The sequence below is a fragment of the Enterobacter cloacae complex sp. 394F7 genome (genome assembly GCF_057320385.1).
In genome coordinates this window covers 157,181-179,006 of the sequence record NZ_JBXWCS010000002.1, presented here as the reverse complement: position 1 = coordinate 179,006, position 21,826 = coordinate 157,181, and the positions used below count along the sequence as shown (strand labels likewise).

13 protein-coding genes are annotated in these 21,826 nt (G+C 58.3%); 10 read left to right on the top strand and 3 right to left on the bottom strand.

The features are described from left to right. The first annotated feature begins 1 nt into the window (after position 1). The 5 genes from ntrB to AC2FAK_RS03290 all read left to right on the top strand — a co-directional run bounded on the left by ntrB (position 2) and on the right by AC2FAK_RS03290 (position 9,702). A complete protein-coding gene (gene ntrB / locus AC2FAK_RS03310; protein WP_013096249.1) occupies positions 2–883 on the top strand; it encodes a nitrate ABC transporter permease in 882 nt (293 codons plus the stop codon). Positions 884–892: 9 nt separating this feature from the next. Then, positions 893–1,681, top strand: coding sequence for an ABC transporter ATP-binding protein (locus AC2FAK_RS03305; protein ID WP_095454522.1), 789 nt, complete (start codon positions 893–895; stop codon positions 1,679–1,681). A 13-nt stretch (positions 1,682–1,694) separates the two neighbouring features. Next, positions 1,695–5,684, top strand: coding sequence for a nitrite reductase large subunit NirB (gene nirB, locus AC2FAK_RS03300; protein WP_072207595.1), 3,990 nt, complete (start codon positions 1,695–1,697; stop codon positions 5,682–5,684). Next, complete coding sequence (locus tag AC2FAK_RS03295) at positions 5,681–8,158, top strand: nitrate reductase (protein WP_095454521.1); 2,478 nt, start codon at positions 5,681–5,683, stop codon at positions 8,156–8,158. Before nirB ends, AC2FAK_RS03295 begins: the two co-directional genes overlap by 4 nt. A gap of 137 nt (positions 8,159–8,295) precedes the next feature. After that, the gene (locus AC2FAK_RS03290) at positions 8,296–9,702 is read left to right on the top strand and encodes a YchO/YchP family invasin (protein WP_040022167.1); all 1,407 of its coding nucleotides are present in this window, start codon (positions 8,296–8,298) and stop codon (positions 9,700–9,702) included. Positions 9,703–9,705: 3 nt separating this feature from the next. On the opposite strand, the gene narL is transcribed toward AC2FAK_RS03290, so the two are convergent. Together narL and narX are read right to left on the bottom strand one after the other, a co-directional pair. Beyond that, positions 9,706–10,356 (bottom strand): two-component system response regulator NarL, encoded by a 651-nt coding sequence (gene narL / locus AC2FAK_RS03285; protein WP_003856701.1) that lies wholly within the window; start codon positions 10,354–10,356, stop codon positions 9,706–9,708. After that, positions 10,349–12,145, bottom strand: coding sequence for a nitrate/nitrite two-component system sensor histidine kinase NarX (gene narX, locus AC2FAK_RS03280; protein ID WP_020690912.1), 1,797 nt, complete (start codon positions 12,143–12,145; stop codon positions 10,349–10,351). Before narX ends, narL begins: the two co-directional genes overlap by 8 nt. Before the next feature lie 309 nt (positions 12,146–12,454). On the opposite strand from narX, the gene AC2FAK_RS03275 reads away from it, so the two are divergent. From AC2FAK_RS03275 to narI, 5 genes are all read left to right on the top strand, one after another. Further along, a complete protein-coding gene (locus AC2FAK_RS03275; protein ID WP_013096255.1) occupies positions 12,455–13,852 on the top strand; it encodes a NarK family nitrate/nitrite MFS transporter in 1,398 nt (465 codons plus the stop codon). 381 nt (positions 13,853–14,233) lie between these two features. Then, entirely contained in the window at positions 14,234–17,977 is a 3,744-nt protein-coding gene (locus tag AC2FAK_RS03270) for a nitrate reductase subunit alpha (protein WP_013096256.1), read from the top strand. Then, positions 17,974–19,509 carry a nitrate reductase subunit beta gene (narH, locus tag AC2FAK_RS03265; protein WP_013096257.1) on the top strand — a complete coding sequence of 512 codons (1,536 nt, stop codon included), beginning with the start codon at positions 17,974–17,976 and terminating at the stop codon, positions 19,507–19,509. Before AC2FAK_RS03270 ends, narH begins: the two co-directional genes overlap by 4 nt. After that, positions 19,506–20,216, top strand: coding sequence for a nitrate reductase molybdenum cofactor assembly chaperone (gene narJ, locus AC2FAK_RS03260; protein WP_095454520.1), 711 nt, complete (start codon positions 19,506–19,508; stop codon positions 20,214–20,216). The genes narH and narJ overlap by 4 nt, the downstream gene beginning before the upstream one ends. Next, a complete protein-coding gene (gene narI, locus AC2FAK_RS03255; protein ID WP_013096259.1) occupies positions 20,216–20,893 on the top strand; it encodes a respiratory nitrate reductase subunit gamma in 678 nt (225 codons plus the stop codon). Before narJ ends, narI begins: the two co-directional genes overlap by 1 nt. Here narI and AC2FAK_RS03250 read toward each other — a convergent pair. Then, the gene (locus AC2FAK_RS03250; RefSeq protein ID WP_062857059.1) at positions 20,890–21,786 is read right to left on the bottom strand and encodes a DMT family transporter; all 897 of its coding nucleotides are present in this window, start codon (positions 21,784–21,786) and stop codon (positions 20,890–20,892) included. The two genes, narI and AC2FAK_RS03250, sit on opposite strands and share 4 nt — an antisense overlap. Positions 21,787–21,826: the final 40 nt, after the last annotated feature.

Below are 21,826 nucleotides of genomic sequence, written 5' to 3'. Positions count from 1 at the left end.
TATGCAGCATCTGCACAGCACGAAAGCAAAACACGAGACGCCGGTGAGTGGCGAGGTGATTACCCTGCCACCGGTTCAGGTTCGCCGTCGTCCTCCGGCGATTGCCCGCCGGATTAACGACGTGCTCCAGCGTATCATTCCGGCGCTGCTGGGGCTGGGGCTGCTGGTGGTGCTCTGGCAACTGGCGGCAATCAACAGCAAAGGCTTCCCGACGCCGCTGAGCACGCTGGATTCTGCCATCACCCTGTTTGCCGATCCGTTTTATCGCGACGGGCCAAACGACATGGGGATCGGCTGGAACGTGCTTGCCTCCCTGCAGCGCGTGGCGGTGGGCTTTGGCCTGGCCGCGTTAGTCGGTATCCCGCTCGGTTTTCTGATTGGCCGTTTCACCTTTTTCTCACGCATGTTCAGCCCGCTGATTGCGCTGCTGCGCCCGGTCAGCCCATTGGCCTGGCTGCCTATCGGCCTGCTGCTGTTCCAGAAAGCAGAGCCGGCTTCCAGCTGGACCATTTTTATCTGTTCGATCTGGCCAATGGTGATTAACACCGCCGAAGGGGTACGCCGTATTCCGCAGGATTACCTCAACGTCGCCCGCGTGTTGCAGCTTTCTGAGTGGACCATTCTGCGTCGGATCCTCTTCCCGGCGGTGCTGCCGGCGGTGTTGACCGGGGTACGTCTTTCCATCGGTATCGCCTGGCTGGTGATTGTCGCCGCCGAAATGCTGACAGGCGGCTTAGGGATCGGTTTCTGGATCTGGAATGAGTGGAACAACCTCAACGTCGAAAACATTCTCATCGCCATCGTCATCATTGGCGTGGTCGGGTTACTGCTGGAGCAGGGGCTGATGCTGATCGCCCGTCGCTTTAGCTGGCAGGAAAAATAAGGAGCGAACATGAAACCAATCATTCAGGTCCAGGCCGTAAGCCAGCGTTTTTCTACCGCCAGCGGTGAATTTCTGGCGCTGCAGAACGTCTCGTTTGATATCCACGAAAAGGAAACCGTGAGCCTGATTGGCCACTCCGGCTGCGGCAAATCAACGCTGCTGAACTTGATCGCCGGGATCACCCTGCCGACGGAAGGGGGACTGATTTGTGACAACCGTGAAATTGCGGGTCCGGGACCGGAGCGTGCGGTGGTCTTTCAGAACCACTCCCTGCTGCCGTGGCTGACCTGTTTCGACAACGTTGCGCTGGCGGTCGATCAGGTGTTCCGCCACACCATGAGCAAGGCGGAGCGTCGTGAGTGGATTGAACACAACCTCGATCGCGTGCAGATGGGGCACGCCCTGCATAAACGCCCGGGGGAGATCTCAGGCGGTATGAAGCAGCGCGTGGGCATTGCCCGTGCGCTGGCGATGAAGCCGAAAGTGTTGCTGATGGATGAACCGTTTGGCGCGCTGGATGCCCTGACGCGTGCCCATCTGCAGGACTCCGTGATGCAAATCCAGCAGGTGCTCAACACCACCATTGTGCTCATCACCCACGACGTGGACGAAGCGGTGCTGCTCTCTGACCGCGTGCTGATGATGACCAACGGCCCGGCGGCGACCGTCGGCGAAATCCTGGAGGTTGACCTGCCGCGTCCGCGTAACCGGGTGCAGCTGGCGGACGACAGCCGCTACCACCACATGCGCCAGCAGATCCTCCATTTCCTCTATGAAAAACAGCCCAAAGCGGCGTAGTGGGGGCACCACGATGCGACTGGTCATTATCGGCAATGGAATGGCAGCAACACGGCTGATTGCCTCGCTGACCGGGCGTGCGCCTGGCCGCTTCGCGATCACCGTGTTGGGTGAGGAGCCTGAGCATGCGTACAACCGCATCCAGCTTTCGCCGGTGTTGGGTGGGGAAAAACGTCCGGAACAGATCCGCCTGCAGGACGATGACTGGTACCGCGAGCGCGGCGTCACGGTGCTCAGGGGGCAAAAGGTGCTAGCCGTGGACGTGGCGAAACGGGAAATCCGTACCGCGCAGACCACGCTGGCGTGGGATGAACTGGTCTTCGCCACCGGGTCGATACCGTTCGTGCCGCCGATCCCCGGGGGCGATGCGCCACACGTCTTTACCTTCCGCCGCCTTGAGGATACGCGAGCCATTGCGCAGATCCCGGGGCCAGCGGTGGTGTTGGGCGGTGGCGTGCTGGGCGTTGAGACGGCAGCGGCGCTGGCACAAACTTGTGACAATGTCACGCTGGTGCATCGCGGACCGTGGTTGATGGAACAACAGCTGGATCGGCAGGCGGGGCTGCTGCTGGAGGCTGCGCTGGCGGAGCGCGGCGTGCGCTGCGAGCTGTCGTCCGGGATCGCGGCAATCGCGCCGGATTCAGTGACGCTACACAACGGACGCCAGGTTAGCGCCGCGCGCGTGGTGCTGGCCACTGGCGTACAGCCCAACATCGCCCTTGCAAGCGCCAGCGGTATTCGCTGCGCCCGTGGCATTGTGGTCGACCAGCAGATGAAGACCTCCGTCCCGGCTATTAGCGCCATTGGGGAGTGCTGCGAAATCGACGGTCAGACGTTTGGCCTGGTTGCCCCCTGCCTGGCACAGGCGGACATTCTCGCCGCCCGGCTGGCAGGGGACGCCCCTGTGCCTTTTGCCCATACCGACAGCGGGATGCGCCTGAAGGTCACCGGTGTGGAGCTCTTCAGCGCTGGGCGCGTAACGGCGCAACCGGAGGATACGGTCTGGGACGCGTGGGATCCGCTGACCCGTCACTACCGTCGCTTACTGATTCATCGCGGTGCGCTGGCTGGCGTACTGCTGATGGGAGATTGCCGCAGCGCGGCAACATTTACCGATTTACTGGCAACGGCTGCGCCCGCACACGTGGACTGGCTGTTCGATCGATTCACTACGACGCAACCGCAGGTTGCAGGACAGAACGCTATGACAAAACCTACTCTGGTGGTGGTTGGGCACGGTATGGTCGGCCACCATTTTCTTGAAGACTGCGTAAACCGCAATCTGCATCAGCAATACCAGATTGTCGTCTTTGGCGAAGAGCGTTATGCCGCTTACGACCGCGTACATCTCTCAGAGTATTTTGGCGGCCGCAGCGCGGAGTCCCTCTCGCTGGTGGAGGGCGATTTCTTTGCCAGACACGGCATAGAGTTGCGTTTGTCGCAGCAAATTATCGCCATCGATCGCGACGCGCACGTGGTACGTACCGCCAGCGGTCACGAAATCCACTGGGACAAACTGGTGCTGGCGACCGGCTCGTATCCGTTTGTGCCGCCGGTGCCGGGCAACACGCTGCCGGGTTGCTTTGTCTACCGTACGCTGGACGATCTCGATAACATTGCCGCGCATGCGAAGGGATCCCGACGCGGCGTGGTCATAGGCGGTGGCCTGCTCGGGCTGGAGGCGGCCAACGCCCTCAAACAGCTGGGGCTAGAAACCCACGTGGTGGAATTCGCCCCCAACCTGATGGCGGTACAGCTCGACAACGACGGTGCGGCGATGCTGCGTAAAAAAATTGAAGCGCTCGGCGTCGGGGTTCACACCAGCAAAGCCACCACTGAAATTGCGGCCGCTGACGACGGACTGGTCCTGCGTTTTGCCGACGGTGAACAGCTGGACACCGATATGGTGGTCTTCTCTGCCGGGATCCGCCCGCAGGATGCGCTGGCGCGCAGCAGCGGCCTGGCGATCGGCGAGCGTGGCGGGATCTGCATTGATACCGCCTGCCAGACCTCAGATAAGGACATCTTCGCCATCGGGGAGTGCGCGCTGTGGGAAGGTAAAATCTTCGGTCTGGTGGCGCCGGGTTACCAGATGGCACGCGTGGCGGCGGCCACGCTGGCGGGTGAGGAGAAATCCTTCACCGGCGCGGATATGAGCACCAAACTTAAGCTGCTGGGCGTGGACGTGGCCTCGTTTGGGGATGCCCATGGCCGTACGCCGGGAGCATTGAGCTACCAGTGGACCCACGGCCCGCAGCAAATCTATAAAAAAATTGTCGTCAGCCATGACAACAAAACCCTGCTCGGCGGCGTGCTGGTGGGGGATGCCAGCGAATACGCCACGCTGGTGCAGATGATGCTTAACGGAATCAGTCTGCCAAAAGAGCCTGAAACGCTCATCTTGCCAGCCTTCTCCGGTAGCGCGCCAAAAGCGCTGGGGGTGGCGGCGCTGCCGGACAGCGCGCAGATCTGCTCCTGTCATAACGTCAGCAAAGGCGATATCTGCCAGGCAGTGAGCGCCGGTGCGACGGAGATCGGCGCCATCAAGCAGTGCACCAAAGCGGCGACCGGCTGCGGTGGGTGCAGCGCGCTGGTGAAACAGGTGATGGAGTTCCAGCTGGCTGAGCAGGGCGTGGAGGTGAAAAAAGATATCTGTGAGCACTTCCCGTACTCGCGTCAGGAGATATACCACCTGGTGCGCGTCAACCATATTCGTACCTTCGACCAGCTGATTAGCCGCTACGGGCAAGGGCACGGCTGTGAGATCTGTAAACCGCTGGTGGGGTCAGTGCTGGCCTCCTGCTGGAACGAATACCTGCTGAAACCGGCGCATTTGCCGTTGCAGGACACCAACGACCGCTACTTTGCCAATATTCAGAAGGACGGAACGTACTCCATCGTTCCGCGCATGCCCGCCGGGGAAGTAACGGCCGACGGGCTGATTGCTATCGGGCAGATCGCAAAGCGCTACGGGCTGTACAGCAAGATCACCGGCGGCCAGCGTATTGACCTGTTTGGTGCCACGCTGGAGCAACTGCCGGAGATCTGGCAGGCGCTGGTGGAGGCCGGATTTGAAACCGGGCATGCGTACGGTAAATCCCTGCGGACCGTGAAATCCTGCGTCGGGTCAACCTGGTGCCGCTATGGCGTGCAGGACTCCACCGGCCTTGCGGTCAAACTGGAGCACCGTTACAAGGGGCTGCGCGCGCCGCACAAAATCAAAATGGCGGTGTCCGGCTGTACCCGCGAGTGTGCCGAGGCGCAAAGCAAAGATGTCGGCGTGATCGCCACGGACAAGGGCTGGAATCTCTATCTATGCGGCAACGGCGGCATGAAGCCGCGACACGCGGATCTCTTCGCCAGCGATCTGGATGAAGAGACGCTGATCCGTACCGTCGACCGTTTTCTGATGTTCTACATTCGCACGGCGGATCGCCTGCAGCGGACCAGCACCTGGATGGACAACCTTGAAGGCGGTCTCGACTATCTGCGGGAGGTGATCCTCGACGATAGCCTCGGTATTGCGCAGGAGCTTGAGCAGGAGATGGCCCGTGTGGTGGAAACGTATCAGTGTGAATGGCAGACCACACTTAACGATCCGAACCGTCTGGCGCTGTTCCGCACGGCGGTGAACGGTCCGGCGACGGAAGAGAACAAACGCTGGCAGGAAATTTGCGGTCTGGATGAGATCCCGGAGCAGGCGGGGATCGGCGCCCGGCTGGGGCGTAAGCCGATCGCGCTGTTCCGTTTTGGCAAATCGGTCTATGCCCTTGACGATCAGGAGCCAGGCAGCGATGCGAACGTACTGTCACGCGGTATTCTTGGCGATGCGGCGGGTGAGCCGGTGGTCATCTCGCCGCTCTATAAACAGCGTATTCGCCTGCGCGACGGCTGCCAGGTGGATAACGGTGAGCCTGCGGTGCGCGCCTGGCCGGTGAAAATCGAAAACGGCAAGGTGTGGGTGGGGAACGACGCGTTGCTGGTCCGTGCGGAGGCATCATGAATGAAACCCGAACAACCTGCCCGTACTGCGGCGTCGGTTGCGGCGTGGTGGCCCGGGTTGAGGGCGACAAGGTCACGGTGCGCGGCGATGAACGCCATCCCGCCAGTTTTGGACGGCTGTGCGTCAAAGGCGCGGCGTTAGGTGAAACCACGGGCCTGCAGGGGCGGCTGTTGCACCCGGTGGTGGACGGGCTGGAGGTGGACTGGCCGCAGGCGTTAAGCGCGGCCGGCGAGCGGCTGCGGGCGATTATCGACACCTGGGGGCCGCAGGCGGTGGCGTTTTACGCCTCCGGCCAGCTACTCACCGAGGATTACTACGCTGCCAATAAGCTGATGAAAGGGTTTATCGGCGCGGCGAACATCGATACCAACTCGCGGCTCTGCATGTCGTCGGCGGTAGCAGGCTATAAGCGCGCATTTGGCGAAGATGTGGTGCCGTGCAGCTATGAGGACGTGGAGAACAGCGATCTGGTGGTGCTGGTGGGTTCAAACGCGGCATGGACGCATCCGGTGCTTTATCAGCGGCTGGTTCAGGCGCGGCAAAACAATCCGCAAATGAAAGTGGTGGTGATCGATCCGCGTAAAACCGCCACCTGTGATATCGCCGACCTGCATCTGGCACTCGCGCCCGGCAGTGACGCCGGGCTGTTTGTCGGTTTGCTCAACCTGATCCAGGGTACCGACGACTGGCCGATTGCCCGCGTGGCCGGGTTTTGTGGTCTTGATGCACAGGAGATTGCCACGTTTTACGACTGGTTCCTCACGGCGCCGCGTGCCATTACGCTCTACACCATGGGGATCAACCAGTCTTCCAGCGGCAGCGACAAGTGCAACGCCATCATTAACGTTCATCTTGCGAGCGGGAAATTTGCCCGTCAGGGCTGCGGGCCGTTTTCGCTGACCGGCCAGCCAAACGCGATGGGGGGACGGGAAGTGGGTGGCCTCGCGAATCAACTGGCGGCGCATATGAACTTCGAGCCGGACGATCTCTCGCGGGTGGCGCGCTTCTGGGGAACAGAACGGCTGGCGCAAACGCCGGGCCTGATGGCCGTTGAGCTGTTTGACGCCATTGCCCGCGGTGAGGTAAAGGCGGTATGGGTCATGGGCACCAATCCGGCTGTCTCGCTGCCGGATAGTCACGCGGTATGCCAGGCGCTGGCGAACTGTCCGCTGGTCATTGTTTCTGAGGTGATGCAGGAGACCGACACCAGCCGCTACGCCCATATTCGTTTCCCGGCGCTGGGCTGGGGAGAGAAAAACGGTACGGTCACCAACTCCGAACGGCGGATCTCGCGTCAGCGCGCCTTTCTGGCAGCCCCGGGCCAGGCAAAACCGGACTGGTGGATAGTTGCCCAGGTGGCGAAACAGCTGGGCTATGGTGAGGCCTTTGCCTGGGAACATCCGCAGGAGATTTTTTGTGAACATGCGGCGCTGTCGGCGTTTGAGAATGACGGGGCACGGGCGTTTCATCTGCATGCGCTGGCGGGGCTTACCCGTGAGGCGTGGGATCAGCTTGAGCCTTATCAGTGGGCGGCGGGCGATTTTCCCCACCGGAATGTGGTGCCCGTTGACCCGCGTCCGCACGGCGCGGCGCCAGATGCGTTATATCCGTTGCTGCTGAATACCGGACGCATCCGCGATCAATGGCATACCATGACCCGTACGGGATATGTTCCCGGGCTGATGCAGCATATCTCTGAGCCCTGCGTTGAGATCTGCGCTGCAGATGCCGCGCGTTTCGCCCTTTGCGACGGGCAACTGGCACGGATCAGTTCTCCGCGTGGAGTGATGGTGGCAAAAGTACGTATCAACGATGGACAAAGGGAGGGTGAAGTATTCGCGCCCATGCACTGGAATGCGCAGTTTGCCCGTCAGGGAAAGGTTAATACGCTGGTGGCAGGGCGCTGCGATCCGCAGTCCGGCCAGCCGGAGAGTAAACAGACCGCCGTCAGGATCATGCCATGGCAACCTGAATGGCAGGGAGAGCTGTATGCCCGTGTGCTGCCGGAACTGCCGTCTTCGGTACACTGGTGGCGCAAAGCATCACGCCTGACGGTGGCGGCTGACGAACCGTTGATGCCGTGGGTGAAAGAGTATGCTGAACAGCAGGGCTGGCAGCTGCAACTTGCCCGGACGGATGCGCGCAGCAGCGTACTGGCATGGCATAACGGCGAGCTGATGCTCGGATTCTGGGAAGGGACTACGTTGCCAGCGCTGGCGCATGCGACTATTGAAGAGGCTTTTCGTCGGGCTCCAGAGACGCTTGCGGAGCGGCATGCGCTCCTGAACGGCGCGGGCGCGGGGGAGAGTGTCGATCCGGGACGCATTATCTGTAGCTGTTACTGCGTCGGGGAAAATGCGATACGGGAGGCGATTGTCGGCGGGTGCGATTCCGTTGCAGCGCTGGGGGCGAAACTACGGTGTGGCACCAACTGCGGCTCATGCGTGCCGGAGCTGAAAGGGCTGTTTGGATAATGGTCTAAGAGTGTCGGGTAAGGCGACAATAATGTTCAGGATATTCCTGAAATTTGCGCTAAGACTGCATTTCACAGCTTATCGCGTTAACATTAAAAGCGTTGCCTCATAAACACAGGTTCTTATTTACGACGTTGATGGCTGTATCGTCCCGCATTCGCTTTCTGTTATTACTCCCACTTCTTACGGCGGGTGCCGTTCACGGTGCCCCGAATTCCTTTATGCATCAGGCAGAAAACCCCTTTGATAACAACGGGGACAGTTTGCCCGATCTCGGCATGGCGACGCCAACAGACGAGGGGGAAAAGCACCTGGCCGAAATGGCAAAAGCCTTTGGCGAAGCCAGTATGACCGATAACGGCCTCACCACCGGCGAGCAGGCGCGTCAGTTCGCGTTTGGTAAGGTGCGTGACGCGGTGAGCGGCGAGGTGAATCAGCAGATTGAGTCCTGGCTCTCGCCCTGGGGCAACGCCAGCGTCAATTTACTGGTGGATGACGAGGGGAACTTTAACGGCAGCAGCGGGAGCTGGTTCATCCCCTGGAATGATAACAACCGTTACCTGAGCTGGAGCCAGCTGGGGCTGACGCAGCAGAGTGACGGCCTGGTGAGCAATGCCGGCATCGGTCAGCGCTGGGTTGCCGGAAAATGGCTGCTCGGCTACAACACCTTTTACGATAACCTGCTTGATGAAAACCTGCAGCGTGCCGGGTTGGGCGCGGAGGCGTGGGGCGAGAATCTGCGTCTGTCTGCCAATTACTATCAACCGCTGGCCAGCTGGCGCGAGAGTTCGGACGTGCAGGAGCAGCGCATGGCGCGTGGCTATGACGTGACCGCTAAAGCCTGGTTGCCGTGGTTTCATCATTTCAACACCAGTGTCAGCTTTGAGCAGTACTTTGGTGACAACGTTGACCTGTTCAACAGTGGAACCGGCTATCACAACCCGGTGGCGGTCAACCTGGGGCTTAACTATACGCCTGTTCCGCTGGTCACCCTGACGGCGGCGCATAAGCAGGGCGAGAGCGGTGCGAGTCAGAACAACCTCGGGCTTAAGCTCAACTACCGCTTTGGTGTGCCCCTTGCCAAGCAGCTTTCTGCCAGCGAAGTTGCCGCCACGCGCTCCCTGCGCGGCAGTCGCTATGATTCACCGGAGCGGGATAATCTGCCGGTAATGGAGTTCCGCCAGCGCAAAACGCTCTCCGTCTGGCTGGCGACTCCGCCGTGGGATCTGAAAGGGGGCGAGACCGTGATGCTCAAGCTTCAGGTACGCAGCACTCATGGTATTCGGCAGATCCACTGGCAGGGCGATACCCAGGCACTGAGCCTGACTGCACCGGCCAACACGCACAGCAGCGACGGCTGGAGTGTGATTATGCCTGCCTGGGATGACAGTGACGGGGCGAAGAACCGCTGGCACCTGTCGGCGGTGGTTGAAGATGAAAAAGGACAGCGCGTCTCATCCAATGAGATCACGCTTACCGTGGTTCAGCCGCTTGTCGCGTTACCTGACGACGACCCGCGCTGGAAGTTACTCCCGGATGAGTAATCCTCAGAAAATACGTTCCTGATGCACCCACACGGCGGCTTCAACGCGGGATTTTAACTTCATCTTCTTCAGCATATGTTTCACATGCACCTTGACCGTGCTTTCGGTGATATCCAGACGACGGGCGATCATTTTGTTCGGCAGACCCTGGGCAATCAGCTTCAGAATATCGCGCTCGCGCGGGGTTAACTGGCTGACGTCGCGGTCGGAGGTGGCGCGGTTTGCCCGCAGGCTGGCGGCCAGCACCGGGGTTAACGCCTCGCTCAGTACCATTTCGCCTGCGGCAGCCTGTTGCAGGGCCTTGAGCAGATCTTCCGGCTCCATATCTTTCAGCAGGTAGCCGTCTGCACCGCGTTTTAACGCCGTGACGACATCTTCTTCATGGTTTGAGACGCTGAAGACCACCACGCGTCCCGACAACGATTTTTCACGCAGCTTATCGAGCGTCTCCAGACCATTCATGCCTGGCATGTTCAGATCGAGCAGGATCAAATCAGGATCAAGCGATTCGGCAAGTTCAATACCCTGTTCACCGTTGCTGGCTTCGCCAACGACGGTGATATCAGGTGCCATGCTGACCAGCTGTTTTACGCCAGTACGCAGCATCGGATGGTCGTCAATCAACAGGATGGATGCCGGTTCCTGATTAGTCATGGGTTTCTCCCTGGATAGTTGTGAGGGGTTTTTCGGGGATAAAGGTGACAACCACTTCTGTGCCACCTGTTTCTCGCCGACGAACCTGGCAATCACCGCGCAGGCTTTGGGCGCGGTCTCGCATGATAATTAAACCGTAATGGTTTGTCCGTTCGGCATTTTCCGGCACGCCGCGGCCGTTGTCATGAACCGTGAGCTTCACCTGATTATCGTGCTGGCTAACGGTAACGGTGACCGCCGTCGCGTCAGCGTGTTTTAGCACGTTGCTCAGCGCTTCGCGGGCGATCTGCAGTAAATGAATGGCCTGATGAGAAGGCACAAAACGAGGCGGTAACTGGTAATCGAGCTTCACCGGGAACCCCAGTCGGGCGCTAAATTCCTGGCAGCTTGCTTCCAGCGCCGGGCGCAGGCCGGGCTCGGTGAGCTGCAGGCGGAAGGTGGTCAGCAGTTCGCGAAGCTGTACCCAGGAGGTATTCAGCTCGTTGCGGATCTGGCTCAGCAGCGCTTTGTTGCTTTCCGGCATTTCTGCGGCCTGCATTTGCAGACAGCTGACCTGCATTTTCATACAGGAGAGCGACTGGGCGATAGAGTCGTGGAGTTCGCGGGCGATGGTGGCGCGCTCTTCCATCACGATCAGTTGCTGCTGCTTCTCCTGATGGCGGTCGAGTGCCAGCGTGGCCGTCAGCTGTTCAACCAGCGTATCCACCAGTTGCTGCTGGTCGTGGCTCAGATGACGCCCGGCGGGCAGGGTCGCCAGCAGAATACCGTACTGGGTGTGGCTGTCTGTCAGCCGCCATTTTAGCGTCGTGCCGCTGGTGGTCAGCGGCGGTAAGCCGCGTGGGCACAGATGGCAGCCTTTGTCATCGCAGGTCATGTCTGACTGACAGGTAAACTCCTGGTGATTTTCTTCATCTTCCATGTCGTACACCCGAAGCTCCAGGTCGTGCAGCAGGGTCAGATTCTGCAGGCCATTCAGGACCGGAGAGAGACGTTCGCACAGCGGCACCTGCATATGCAGGCGTCGATTAGCCTGCCACAGGAACGAGAGGATCTCGTTTTTCTGCTCCAGCCCCGCGGTTTTCTCCTGTACGCGTTTTTCCAGCACCGCATAACTCTCGGCGAGTTCATCTGACATGGTGTTGAGCGCCTGGCCCAGCATCGCCATTTCGTTACGTCCGCTGATGTGGGTGCGCTGGGTAAAATCCCGGGCAGTCACCGCGCGGGCCATCGCCAGCAGTTGCTTCCAGGGATTCAGCAGCCGGGCGCGCAGCCAGACAATGGTGAAAATCAGCAGCAGCCCCATAAACAGCGCCATCGCCCGGTGGATCATCACCACCCGGTCGATGCGTAATTCGGTGGTTTGATCGAAAGAGGAGACTAGGGTATCAATGCGGGAAACGAACCCGGCGACATCACGGGCAACGGTATCAGGATTTTTCGCCTGCTTTAACCCCGGCTCCAGCTGAGTGTGCCAGTAGCCCTGAAGGGCTTTAAGCTGGGATTCCTGACCGGCACGAATCGCGGCACTTTCCAGTTCGGTGCTGAAAGCGGTATGTTCCATATCGTCCAGCAGCTTCTGATCGTCCTGGGTTAACGGCACCGATGCCAGTAGACGATAACTCTGCATGCGTAGTGAGCCTGCCTCGTTGATGGCATGGGCATTACCCTGTACACCCTGTACCAGCCAGCCGGAAATCGCCATGCCGGTCACGCCGATGGCGGTGGACAGCAAAACGATCAGGGCGACCTGATTGACGAGTGTTAGCGGAGATAAACATCTTTTTAACATAGAGTTGCCGGGCTCCTGACGTGGCCTGCTTGCAGGAATGGCGTTATTCTGGTGCATACCCTGGAGTATACCCATACCAATAAAGGATTACCTCTAAATTGCCAATGGGGTAAGGCTCAGGGGGAGGAATTGACAGCGAGACGTCAGTCCTGTGAAAAACCACGTCTTTTTTACCGTTTTACTCTACTCACTAAGGATGATGGCTTTTTTTTCGCCGCAAATCCTCCCACTTTTCCTTTGATTTATATCAACTTACCGCCGCCCTAAAACCCTAATGTTTGCAGCATCATTCGAGAATCAGAGGTGTCTATGAGTCACACATCCGCTCCCGAAAGGGAAAATGGTGCCGTTATAACTGACTGGCGTCCGGAAGATCCGGCGTTCTGGCAGCAGCGCGGCCACCGTGTCGCAAGCCGAAATCTGTGGATTTCCGTTCCATGTTTATTGTTAGCGTTTTGCGTATGGATGTTATTCAGCGCGGTAGCGGTGAACCTGCCTAAGGTCGGATTTACCTTTACCACCGATCAGTTGTTTATGCTGACTGCGCTGCCGTCGCTGTCGGGAGCCTTGCTGCGCGTGCCTTACGCGTTCATGGTGCCGGTTTTTGGCGGTCGTCGCTGGACGGCGTTCAGTACCGGTATCATGATCGTGCCTTGTGTGTGGCTCGGTTTTGCTGTGCAGGACACCTCCACGCCATTTAGCGTGTTCGTGATCATCTCTCTGCTCTGCGGCTTTGCGGGCGCAAACTTCGCGTCCAGCATGGCAAACATCAGCTTCTTCTTCCCGAAAGCGAAGCAGGGCGGTGCGCTGGGGATTAACGGCGGCCTGGGTAACATGGGCGTCAGCGTAATGCAGCTGATTGCACCGCTGGCGATCTCCGTCTCTATCTTCGCGGCGTTTGGCGGCGGTGGGGTGACGCAGGCAGATGGCTCTTCCCTCTATCTGCAAAACGCGGCCTGGATCTGGGTACCGTTCCTGGTGGTCTTTACCCTTGCGGCCTGGTTCTTTATGAATGACCTGTCTGCGTCGAAGGCATCCCTGAGCGAGCAGTTGCCGGTGCTGAAGCGCGGCCACCTGTGGGTGATGGCGCTGCTCTATCTGGCGACCTTCGGCTCGTTCATTGGTTTCTCTGCGGGCTTTGCCATGCTGTCGAAAACCCAGTTCCCGGAAGTGCAAATTCTGCAGTTCGCCTTCTTCGGACCGTTTATTGGCGCGCTGGCGCGTTCGCTGGGCGGCATGGTCTCTGACCGTCTTGGCGGGACCCGCGTGACGCTGATTAACTTCGTTGTGATGGCGGTCTTCTGTGCGCTGCTGTTCCTGACCCTGCCAGCCGACGGACAGGGGGGTAACTTCATCGCCTTCTTCGGCGTGTTTATGGTGCTGTTCCTGACGGCCGGGCTGGGAAGTGCTTCTACCTTCCAGATGATCTCCGTCATCTTCCGTAAGCTGACCATGGACCGCGTGAAAGCGCAGGGCGGTAGCGAAGAGCAGGCCATGCGCGAAGCGGCAACGGATACGGCGGCAGCGCTGGGCTTTATCTCCGCGATTGGCGCTATCGGTGGCTTCTTTATTCCAAAAGCGTTCGGGATCTCGCTGGACCTGACCGGCTCCCCGGCAGGAGCAATGAAAGTATTCCTCGTTTTCTATATCGCCTGTGTCGCCATCACGTGGCTGGTATATGGCCGTAATTCCAAGAAAAATAAGTAAGTTTGATTATCCGTTTACGCGACCTTCGGGTCGCGTTTTTTTGTTTCCTCAGTAGTTACAACATACTCATGACTTTTCTAACGTCCTGCCCGCAGGTAACTCTGTGATCGCCATCGCTTTTCAGCCGAGCCTACCCCTTAATACCCGAGATGTTAAAAACAGGCGGGCTTATTGTACGATAAATAAAAAATACCATTTAAAATCAATTAGATATAAAAATAAAAATTCTACCGCTTTGGTGGTATTCGTTATAACACCTCACTTCATAGTCCCCCTCCGTCTTGATCGTTATCAATTCTCCCTCTCTTACAGGACGTTACCTTCGCTGCAAATCAGCAATGTCGATTTAGAGAGCCACAGGCTCCACACAGGAGATACCCGATGAGCAAATTTTTGGACCGGTTTCGCTACTTCAAACAGAAGGGTGAAACTTTTGCCGATGGGCACGGCCAGGTTCTGGATACCAACCGGGACTGGGAAGACGGTTACCGCCAGCGCTGGCAGCATGACAAAGTCGTCCGTTCAACCCATGGTGTAAACTGCACTGGCTCGTGTAGCTGGAAGATTTTCGTTAAAAACGGTCTGGTGACCTGGGAAATGCAGCAGACCGACTATCCGCGCACCCGCCCGGATATGCCGAACCATGAACCACGTGGCTGCCCGCGTGGCGCCAGCTACTCCTGGTATCTCTACAGTGCGAACCGTCTTAAATATCCTCTGATGCGCAAGCGCCTGATGAAAATGTGGCGTGAAGCCAAGGTGCAGCACAGCGATCCGGTAGAGGCGTGGGCATCCATCATCGAAGACGCCGACAAAGCGAAAAGCTTCAAGCAGGCGCGTGGCCGCGGTGGTTTTGTTCGCTCCTCCTGGAAAGAGGTGAATGAGCTGATTGCCGCCTCTAACGTCTATACCGTCAAAACTTACGGTCCTGACCGCGTGGCAGGCTTCTCGCCGATCCCGGCGATGTCGATGGTCTCTTATGCTTCCGGCGCGCGCTATCTTTCCCTGATTGGGGGAACCTGTCTGAGCTTCTACGACTGGTACTGCGACCTGCCGCCAGCGTCTCCACAGACCTGGGGTGAACAGACCGACGTGCCAGAGTCCGCCGACTGGTATAACTCCAGCTACATTATCGCCTGGGGCTCAAACGTACCGCAGACCCGTACCCCGGATGCCCACTTCTTTACTGAAGTGCGTTACAAAGGCACCAAAACCGTTGCGGTGACCCCGGACTACGCCGAAATTGCCAAGCTGTGTGACCTGTGGCTGGCGCCTAAACAGGGTACTGACTCCGCGATGGCGCTGGCGATGGGCCACGTCATGCTGCGTGAATTCCACCTCGATAAACCAAGCCAGTATTTCACCGATTACGTGCGTCGATATACCGACATGCCAATGCTGGTGATGCTGGAAGAGCGTGACGGCTACTACGCAGCAGGCCGTACGCTGCGTGCGGCGGATCTGGTGGACGCGCTGGGCCAGGAAAACAACCCTGAGTGGAAAACCGTCGCGTATAACAGCAACGGCGAGCTGGTGGTGCCAAACGGTTCAATCGGCTTCCGCTGGGGTGAGAAGGGCAAATGGAACCTTGAACAACGTAACGGTACAACCGGCGAAGAGACCGAGCTGCGCCTGAGCATGCTGGGCAGCCAGGATGAGATCGCAGAAGTGGGCTTCCCGTACTTTGGCGGCGAAGGTTCTGAGCACTTCAACAAGGTCGAGCTACAGAACGTGCTGATGCACAAACTGCCGGTGAAACGCCTGCAGCTGGCCGACGGCTCTAGCGCCCTGGTGACCACCGTGTATGACCTGACGCTGGCCAACTACGGCCTGGAGCGCGGTCTGAATGATGAAAACTGCGCGACCAGCTATGACGATGTGAAGGCGTACACCCCAGCCTGGGCGGAGCAGATCACCGGCGTACCGCGTGCGCAGATCACCCGTATCGCCCGTGAGTTCGCAGAAAACGCCGACAAAACCCACGGTCGTTCAATGATTATCGTCGGTGCCGGTCTGAACCACTGGTATCACCTCGATATGAACTACCGTGGCCTGATCAATATGCTGATCTTCTGCGGCTGTGTCGGTCAGAGCGGTGGCGGCTGGGCGCACTACGTGGGCCAGGAAAAACTGCGTCCGCAGACCGGCTGGCAGCCGCTGGCGTTTGCCCTTGACTGGCAGCGTCCGGCGCGTCATATGAACAGCACTTCCTACTTCTATAACCACTCCAGCCAGTGGCGTTACGAGACGGTTACCGCGCAGGAGCTGCTGTCGCCAATGGCAGATAAATCCCGCTACAGCGGTCATCTGATCGACTTTAACGTCCGTGCCGAGCGCATGGGCTGGTTGCCGTCTGCACCTCAGCTGGGCACTAACCCGCTGCGTATTGCGGAAGAGGCGAAGCAGGCAGGGATGTCGCCGGTGGATTACACCGTTAAGTCTCTGAAAGACGGTTCAATCCGTTTTGCGGCCGAGCAGCCGGAAAACGGTAAAAACCATCCGCGTAACCTGTTCATCTGGCGTTCCAACCTGCTGGGCTCGTCCGGTAAAGGCCACGAATACATGCTGAAATACCTGCTCGGTACCGAAAACGGTATCCAGGGTAAAGATCTCGGCAAGCAGGGCGGCGTGAAGCCGGAAGAGGTGGAGTGGAAAGACAACGGTCTCGACGGCAAGCTGGATCTGGTGGTGACCCTCGACTTCCGTCTCTCCAGCACCTGCCTGTACTCCGATATCGTGCTGCCTACCGCTACCTGGTACGAAAAAGACGACATGAATACCTCGGATATGCATCCGTTTATTCATCCGCTGTCTGCGGCCGTTGATCCGGCGTGGGAATCAAAAAGCGACTGGGATATCTACAAAGACATCGCGAAGAAGTTCTCTGAAGTCTGCGTAGGGCACCTGGGCAAAGAGACCGACGTGGTGACGCTGCCTATCCAGCACGACTCCGCCGCTGAACTGGCGCAGCCGCTGGACGTGAAGGACTGGAAAAAAGGTGAATGTGACCTGATCCCGGGCGTAACGGCACCGCACATTATTCCGGTGGAACGTGACTACCCGGCGACCTACGAGCGCTTTACCTCTATCGGCCCGCTGATGGAGAAAATCGGTAACGGCGGGAAAGGGATTGCCTGGAACACCCAGAGCGAAATGGATCTGCTGCGCAAGCTCAATTACACCAAAGCGGACGGCCCGGCCAAAGGCCAGCCGATGCTGAATACGGCGATTGATGCGGCAGAAATGATCCTGACCCTGGCACCGGAAACCAACGGCCAGGTTGCCGTGAAGGCCTGGAAAGCGCTGAGTGAATTCACCGGTCGCGACCACACGCATCTGGCGCTCAACAAAGAAGACGAAAAAATCCGCTTCCGCGATATTCAGGCGCAGCCGCGCAAAATTATCTCCAGCCCGACCTGGTCTGGCCTGGAAGATGAACATGTCTCTTATAACGCCGGGTATACCAACGTTCACGAGCTGATCCCATGGCGTACTCTGTCCGGTCGTCAGTCGCTGTATCAGGATCACCAGTGGATGCGTGACTTCGGTGAAAGCCTGCTGGTTTACCGTCCACCAATCGACACCCGCTCCGTGAAAGCGGTGATGGGCGCGAAATCGAACGGCAACCCGGAGAAGGCGCTGAACTTCCTGACGCCGCACCAGAAGTGGGGGATCCACTCTACTTATAGCGACAACCTGCTAATGCTGACCTTGTCTCGCGGTGGTCCGATTGTGTGGATGAGTGAAGCGGACGCCAAAGATCTGGGTATTGAAGATAACGACTGGATCGAAGTGTTCAACAGCAACGGCGCCCTGACGGCGCGTGCGGTGGTGAGCCAGCGCGTACCGGCCGGGATGACCATGATGTACCACGCGCAGGAACGTATCGTGAACCTGCCGGGTTCAGAGATCACCGAGCAGCGCGGCGGTATTCACAACTCCGTGACCCGTATTACGCCGAAGCCGACCCACATGATCGGTGGCTATGCACAGCTGGCCTACGGCTTTAACTACTACGGTACGGTAGGTTCTAACCGCGATGAGTTCGTGGTGGTACGTAAGATGAAAAATATTAACTGGTTAGATGGCGAAGGTAATGACCAGGTACAGGAGAGCGTAAAATGAAAATTCGTTCACAAGTCGGCATGGTGCTGAATCTGGATAAATGCATCGGCTGTCATACCTGCTCAGTCACCTGTAAGAACGTCTGGACCAGCCGTGAAGGGATGGAATACGCCTGGTTCAACAACGTGGAAAGTAAGCCGGGTACCGGCTTCCCGACCGACTGGGAAAACCAGGAGAAGTGGAAGGGTGGCTGGATCCGTAAAATCAACGGTAAGCTGCAGCCGCGCATGGGTAACCGTGCGATGCTGCTGGGTAAAATCTTCGCCAACCCGCATCTGCCGGGTATCGAAGATTATTACGAACCGTTTGACTACGACTACCAGAACCTGCATAACGCGCCGGAAAGTAAGCACCAGCCGATCGCCCGTCCTCGCTCGCTGATCACCGGCCAGCGCATGGACAAAATTACCAGCGGTCCAAACTGGGAAGAAATTCTGGGCGGCGAGTTCGAAAAGCGCGCCAAAGACCAGAACTTCGAGAACATGCAGAAGGCGATGTACGGCCAGTTTGAAAACACCTTCATGATGTACCTGCCGCGTCTGTGTGAGCACTGCCTCAACCCGGCGTGCGTGGCGACCTGCCCGAGCGGCGCCATCTACAAGCGTGAAGAAGACGGCATCGTGCTGATCGACCAGGACAAGTGCCGCGGCTGGCGTATGTGCATCACCGGCTGCCCGTACAAAAAAATCTACTTCAACTGGAAGAGCGGTAAGTCTGAGAAGTGCATCTTCTGCTACCCACGTATCGAAGCCGGTATGCCGACCGTCTGCTCCGAGAGCTGCGTAGGCCGTATTCGTTACCTCGGCGTGCTGCTGTATGACGCGGACGCGATTGAAAATGCCGCGAGCACCGAGAACGAGAAAGATCTGTACCAGCGTCAGCTGGACGTATTCCTTGACCCGAACGATCCGAAAGTGATTGAGCAGGCGCTGAAAGACGGCATTCCGCAGAGCGTAATCGACGCGGCGCAGCAGTCTCCGGTATACAAAATGGCGATGGACTGGAAGCTGGCCCTGCCGCTGCACCCGGAATACCGCACGCTGCCGATGGTCTGGTACGTGCCGCCTCTGTCGCCGATTCAGTCAGCCGCGGATGCAGGCGAGCTGGGCAGCAACGGCATTCTGCCGGACGTGGAGAGCTTGCGTATCCCGGTTCAGTACCTGGCAAACCTGCTGACCGCAGGCGATACCCAGCCGGTACTGCTGGCGCTGAAACGTATGCTGGCGATGCGCCACTTCAAACGTGCGGAAACCGTGGACGGCGTGACCGACACCCGTGCGCTGGAAGAGGTCGGCCTGACCGAAGCGCAGGCGCAGGAGATGTACCGCTACCTGGCCATTGCCAACTACGAAGATCGTTTCGTGGTACCAAGCAGCCACCGTGAACTGGCCCGCGAAGCCTTCCCGGAGAAAAACGGTTGTGGCTTTAGCTTTGGCGACGGTTGCCACGGGTCTGACAGCAAATTCAACCTGTTCAACAGCCGCCGCATCGATGCCATGGATGTGACCAGCAAAACGGAGCCGCACCCATGATTGAACTCGTGATTATTTCGCGTCTGCTGGAGTACCCGGATACCGCGCTGGCGCAGCATCAGCAGGAACTCTTTGATGCGCTCGCGTCCTCTGAAAACCTGGATAAAGAAGATGCCCAGACCCTGGGCGTTTTCCTCCGCGACCTGTTAGCGCGCGATCTTCTCGATGCGCAGGCGGATTACAGCCAGCTGTTTGATCGCGGTCGCGCAACCTCGCTGCTGCTGTTTGAACACGTTCACGGTGAATCCCGCGATCGGGGGCAGGCGATGGTGGACCTGATGGCCCAGTACGAGCAGCACGGCCTGCAGCTCGACAGCCGCGAGCTGCCGGATCATCTGCCGCTGTACCTGGAGTATCTGGCGCAGTTGCCAAAAGAAGAAGCGCTGGGTGGTCTGCAGGACATCGCGCCGATTCTGGCGTTGCTCAGCGCCCGTCTTCAGCAGCGCGAGAGCCGCTATGCGGTGCTGTTTGGGGTGCTGGTGAAGCTGGCGAATGCCTCGGTCGACAGTGAAAAAGTGGCGGAGAAAATTGCGGACGAAGCCCGCGACGACACGCCACAGGCGCTGGATGCAGTCTGGGAAGAAGAGCAGGTGAAATTCTTTGCTGACCAGAGCTGCGGCGAATCTGAAATTTCGGCTCACCAGCGTCGTTTTGCCGGCGCGGTTGCCCCGCAATATTTGAATATCTCTAACGGAGGACGGCACTAATGCACTTCCTGAATATGTTCTTCTTTGACATTTACCCGTATATCGCGGGCACCGTGTTCCTGGTGGGAAGCTGGCTGCGTTATGACTATGGCCAGTACACCTGGCGTGCTGCCTCCAGCCAGATGCTGGATCGTAAAGGGATGCACGTTGCGTCTAACCTGTTCCACATCGGTATTCTGGGGATTTTTGCCGGTCACTTCCTGGGAATGCTGACGCCACACTGGATGTATGAAGCGTGGCTGCCTATCGAAGTGAAGCAGAAGATGGCGATGATCGCCGGTGGCGCTTGCGGCGTGATGACCCTGGTGGGTGGTCTGCTGCTGCTGAAACGCCGTCTGTTCAGTCCGCGCGTGCGGGCTACCACTACCACGGCGGATATCCTGATCCTCTCTCTGCTGATGGTTCAGTGCGCACTGGGTCTGCTGACCATTCCATTCTCGGCGCAGCATATGGACGGCAGCGAGATGATGAAGCTGGTGGGATGGGCGCAGTCCGTAGTGACCTTCCACGGTGGTGCATCTGAACATCTGGACGGGGTGGCGTTTATCTTCCGCCTGCACCTGGTGTTGGGTATGACCCTGTTTGTGCTGTTCCCGTTCTCTCGTCTGGTGCACATCTGGAGCGCGCCGGTGGAGTACCTGACGCGCAAATACCAGATTGTGCGTGCCCGTCGCTAATTTGTCGTTTTGATACTAACCCCGCATTCGCGGGGTTTTTTTTCGCCCCAGCCCAGGTTATTGCCTGCCGCAGCAAACAGGATCAGCGCGCCGCCCGCCAGTTGGGTAATATCGAGCGAATGCCCGAAGACCACGTTATCGACAACGATGGCTACTACCGGATAGATAAAGGACAGTGAACCGGTAATGGGCGTCGGAAGTTTTTGGATGGCGCTATACAGCAGCTGATACATGATACCGGTATGGACAATGCCCAGCGTCAGTAAAATTGGCCACGGAAAATCAGCGGACAAGGCGGGCATACGGGCAAACGGCAGTAGCATTACCACGCCTGTCAGCACCTGAATAAACGCTATATGCTGTGGCGCGATGGATTTCAGTTTGCGGGCAATAATCGCCGTCAACGCATAGAAGAACGCCGCACCCAGTGCCAGACCGATCCCCGCGAGCCAGGCTGAGCCATGGGAACCGGACAGTTCGCCTGAGAGCAAAATTACCACCCCGCCGAAGGCAAGAAACAGCCAGCCCCATTTTACCAGACTGACGCGTTCGCCTAATAACATACCCATCATCACCAGCATAAAGGGCTGAGTGTTATAGACCACAGTGGAAAGGCCAATCGAAATACGTTCATAGGCAGCGAACAGCAGCAGCCAGTTCACCACTAATGCTACCCCGCCGAGAATAGCCAGCAGCAGAGAGGTGCGGGTGAGGGGACTAAAGGGTTTTTGGCTCATTCGAATGAAAATGAACAGTGCGATTGCGCCGATCAGACAGCGCCAGAAAACCACTTCTGACACTGGCAGTCCGGAGAGTAAAACAAACGCGCCAATCGAGCCGGAAATTAACATCGCCAGGCTCATTTGCCAGACGCCTTTATGTAAGTCACGCATCATTCACCTCCTGGTTGATGACGCTATTGTCGAAAATTGC

Bases quoted from the DNA above. Each gene is read 5' to 3' on its own strand.
- AC2FAK_RS03270 (WP_013096256.1), top strand. From the start codon at position 14,234: ATGAGCAAATTTTTGGACCGGTTTCGCTACTTCAAACAGAAGGGTGAA.
- AC2FAK_RS03290 (WP_040022167.1), top strand. From the start codon at position 8,296: ATGGCTGTATCGTCCCGCATTCGCTTTCTGTTATTACTCCCACTTCTT.
- AC2FAK_RS03305 (WP_095454522.1), top strand. From the start codon at position 893: ATGAAACCAATCATTCAGGTCCAGGCCGTAAGCCAGCGTTTTTCTACC.
- AC2FAK_RS03275 (WP_013096255.1), top strand. From the start codon at position 12,455: ATGAGTCACACATCCGCTCCCGAAAGGGAAAATGGTGCCGTTATAACT.
- narL (WP_003856701.1), bottom strand. From the start codon at position 10,356: ATGACTAATCAGGAACCGGCATCCATCCTGTTGATTGACGACCATCCG.
- AC2FAK_RS03295 (WP_095454521.1), top strand. From the start codon at position 5,681: ATGAATGAAACCCGAACAACCTGCCCGTACTGCGGCGTCGGTTGCGGC.
- narJ (WP_095454520.1), top strand. From the start codon at position 19,506: ATGATTGAACTCGTGATTATTTCGCGTCTGCTGGAGTACCCGGATACC.
- narX (WP_020690912.1), bottom strand. From the start codon at position 12,145: ATGTTAAAAAGATGTTTATCTCCGCTAACACTCGTCAATCAGGTCGCC.
- AC2FAK_RS03250 (WP_062857059.1), bottom strand. From the start codon at position 21,786: ATGCGTGACTTACATAAAGGCGTCTGGCAAATGAGCCTGGCGATGTTA.
- nirB (WP_072207595.1), top strand. From the start codon at position 1,695: ATGCGACTGGTCATTATCGGCAATGGAATGGCAGCAACACGGCTGATT.
- ntrB (WP_013096249.1), top strand. From the start codon at position 2: ATGCAGCATCTGCACAGCACGAAAGCAAAACACGAGACGCCGGTGAGT.
- narH (WP_013096257.1), top strand. From the start codon at position 17,974: ATGAAAATTCGTTCACAAGTCGGCATGGTGCTGAATCTGGATAAATGC.
- narI (WP_013096259.1), top strand. From the start codon at position 20,216: ATGCACTTCCTGAATATGTTCTTCTTTGACATTTACCCGTATATCGCG.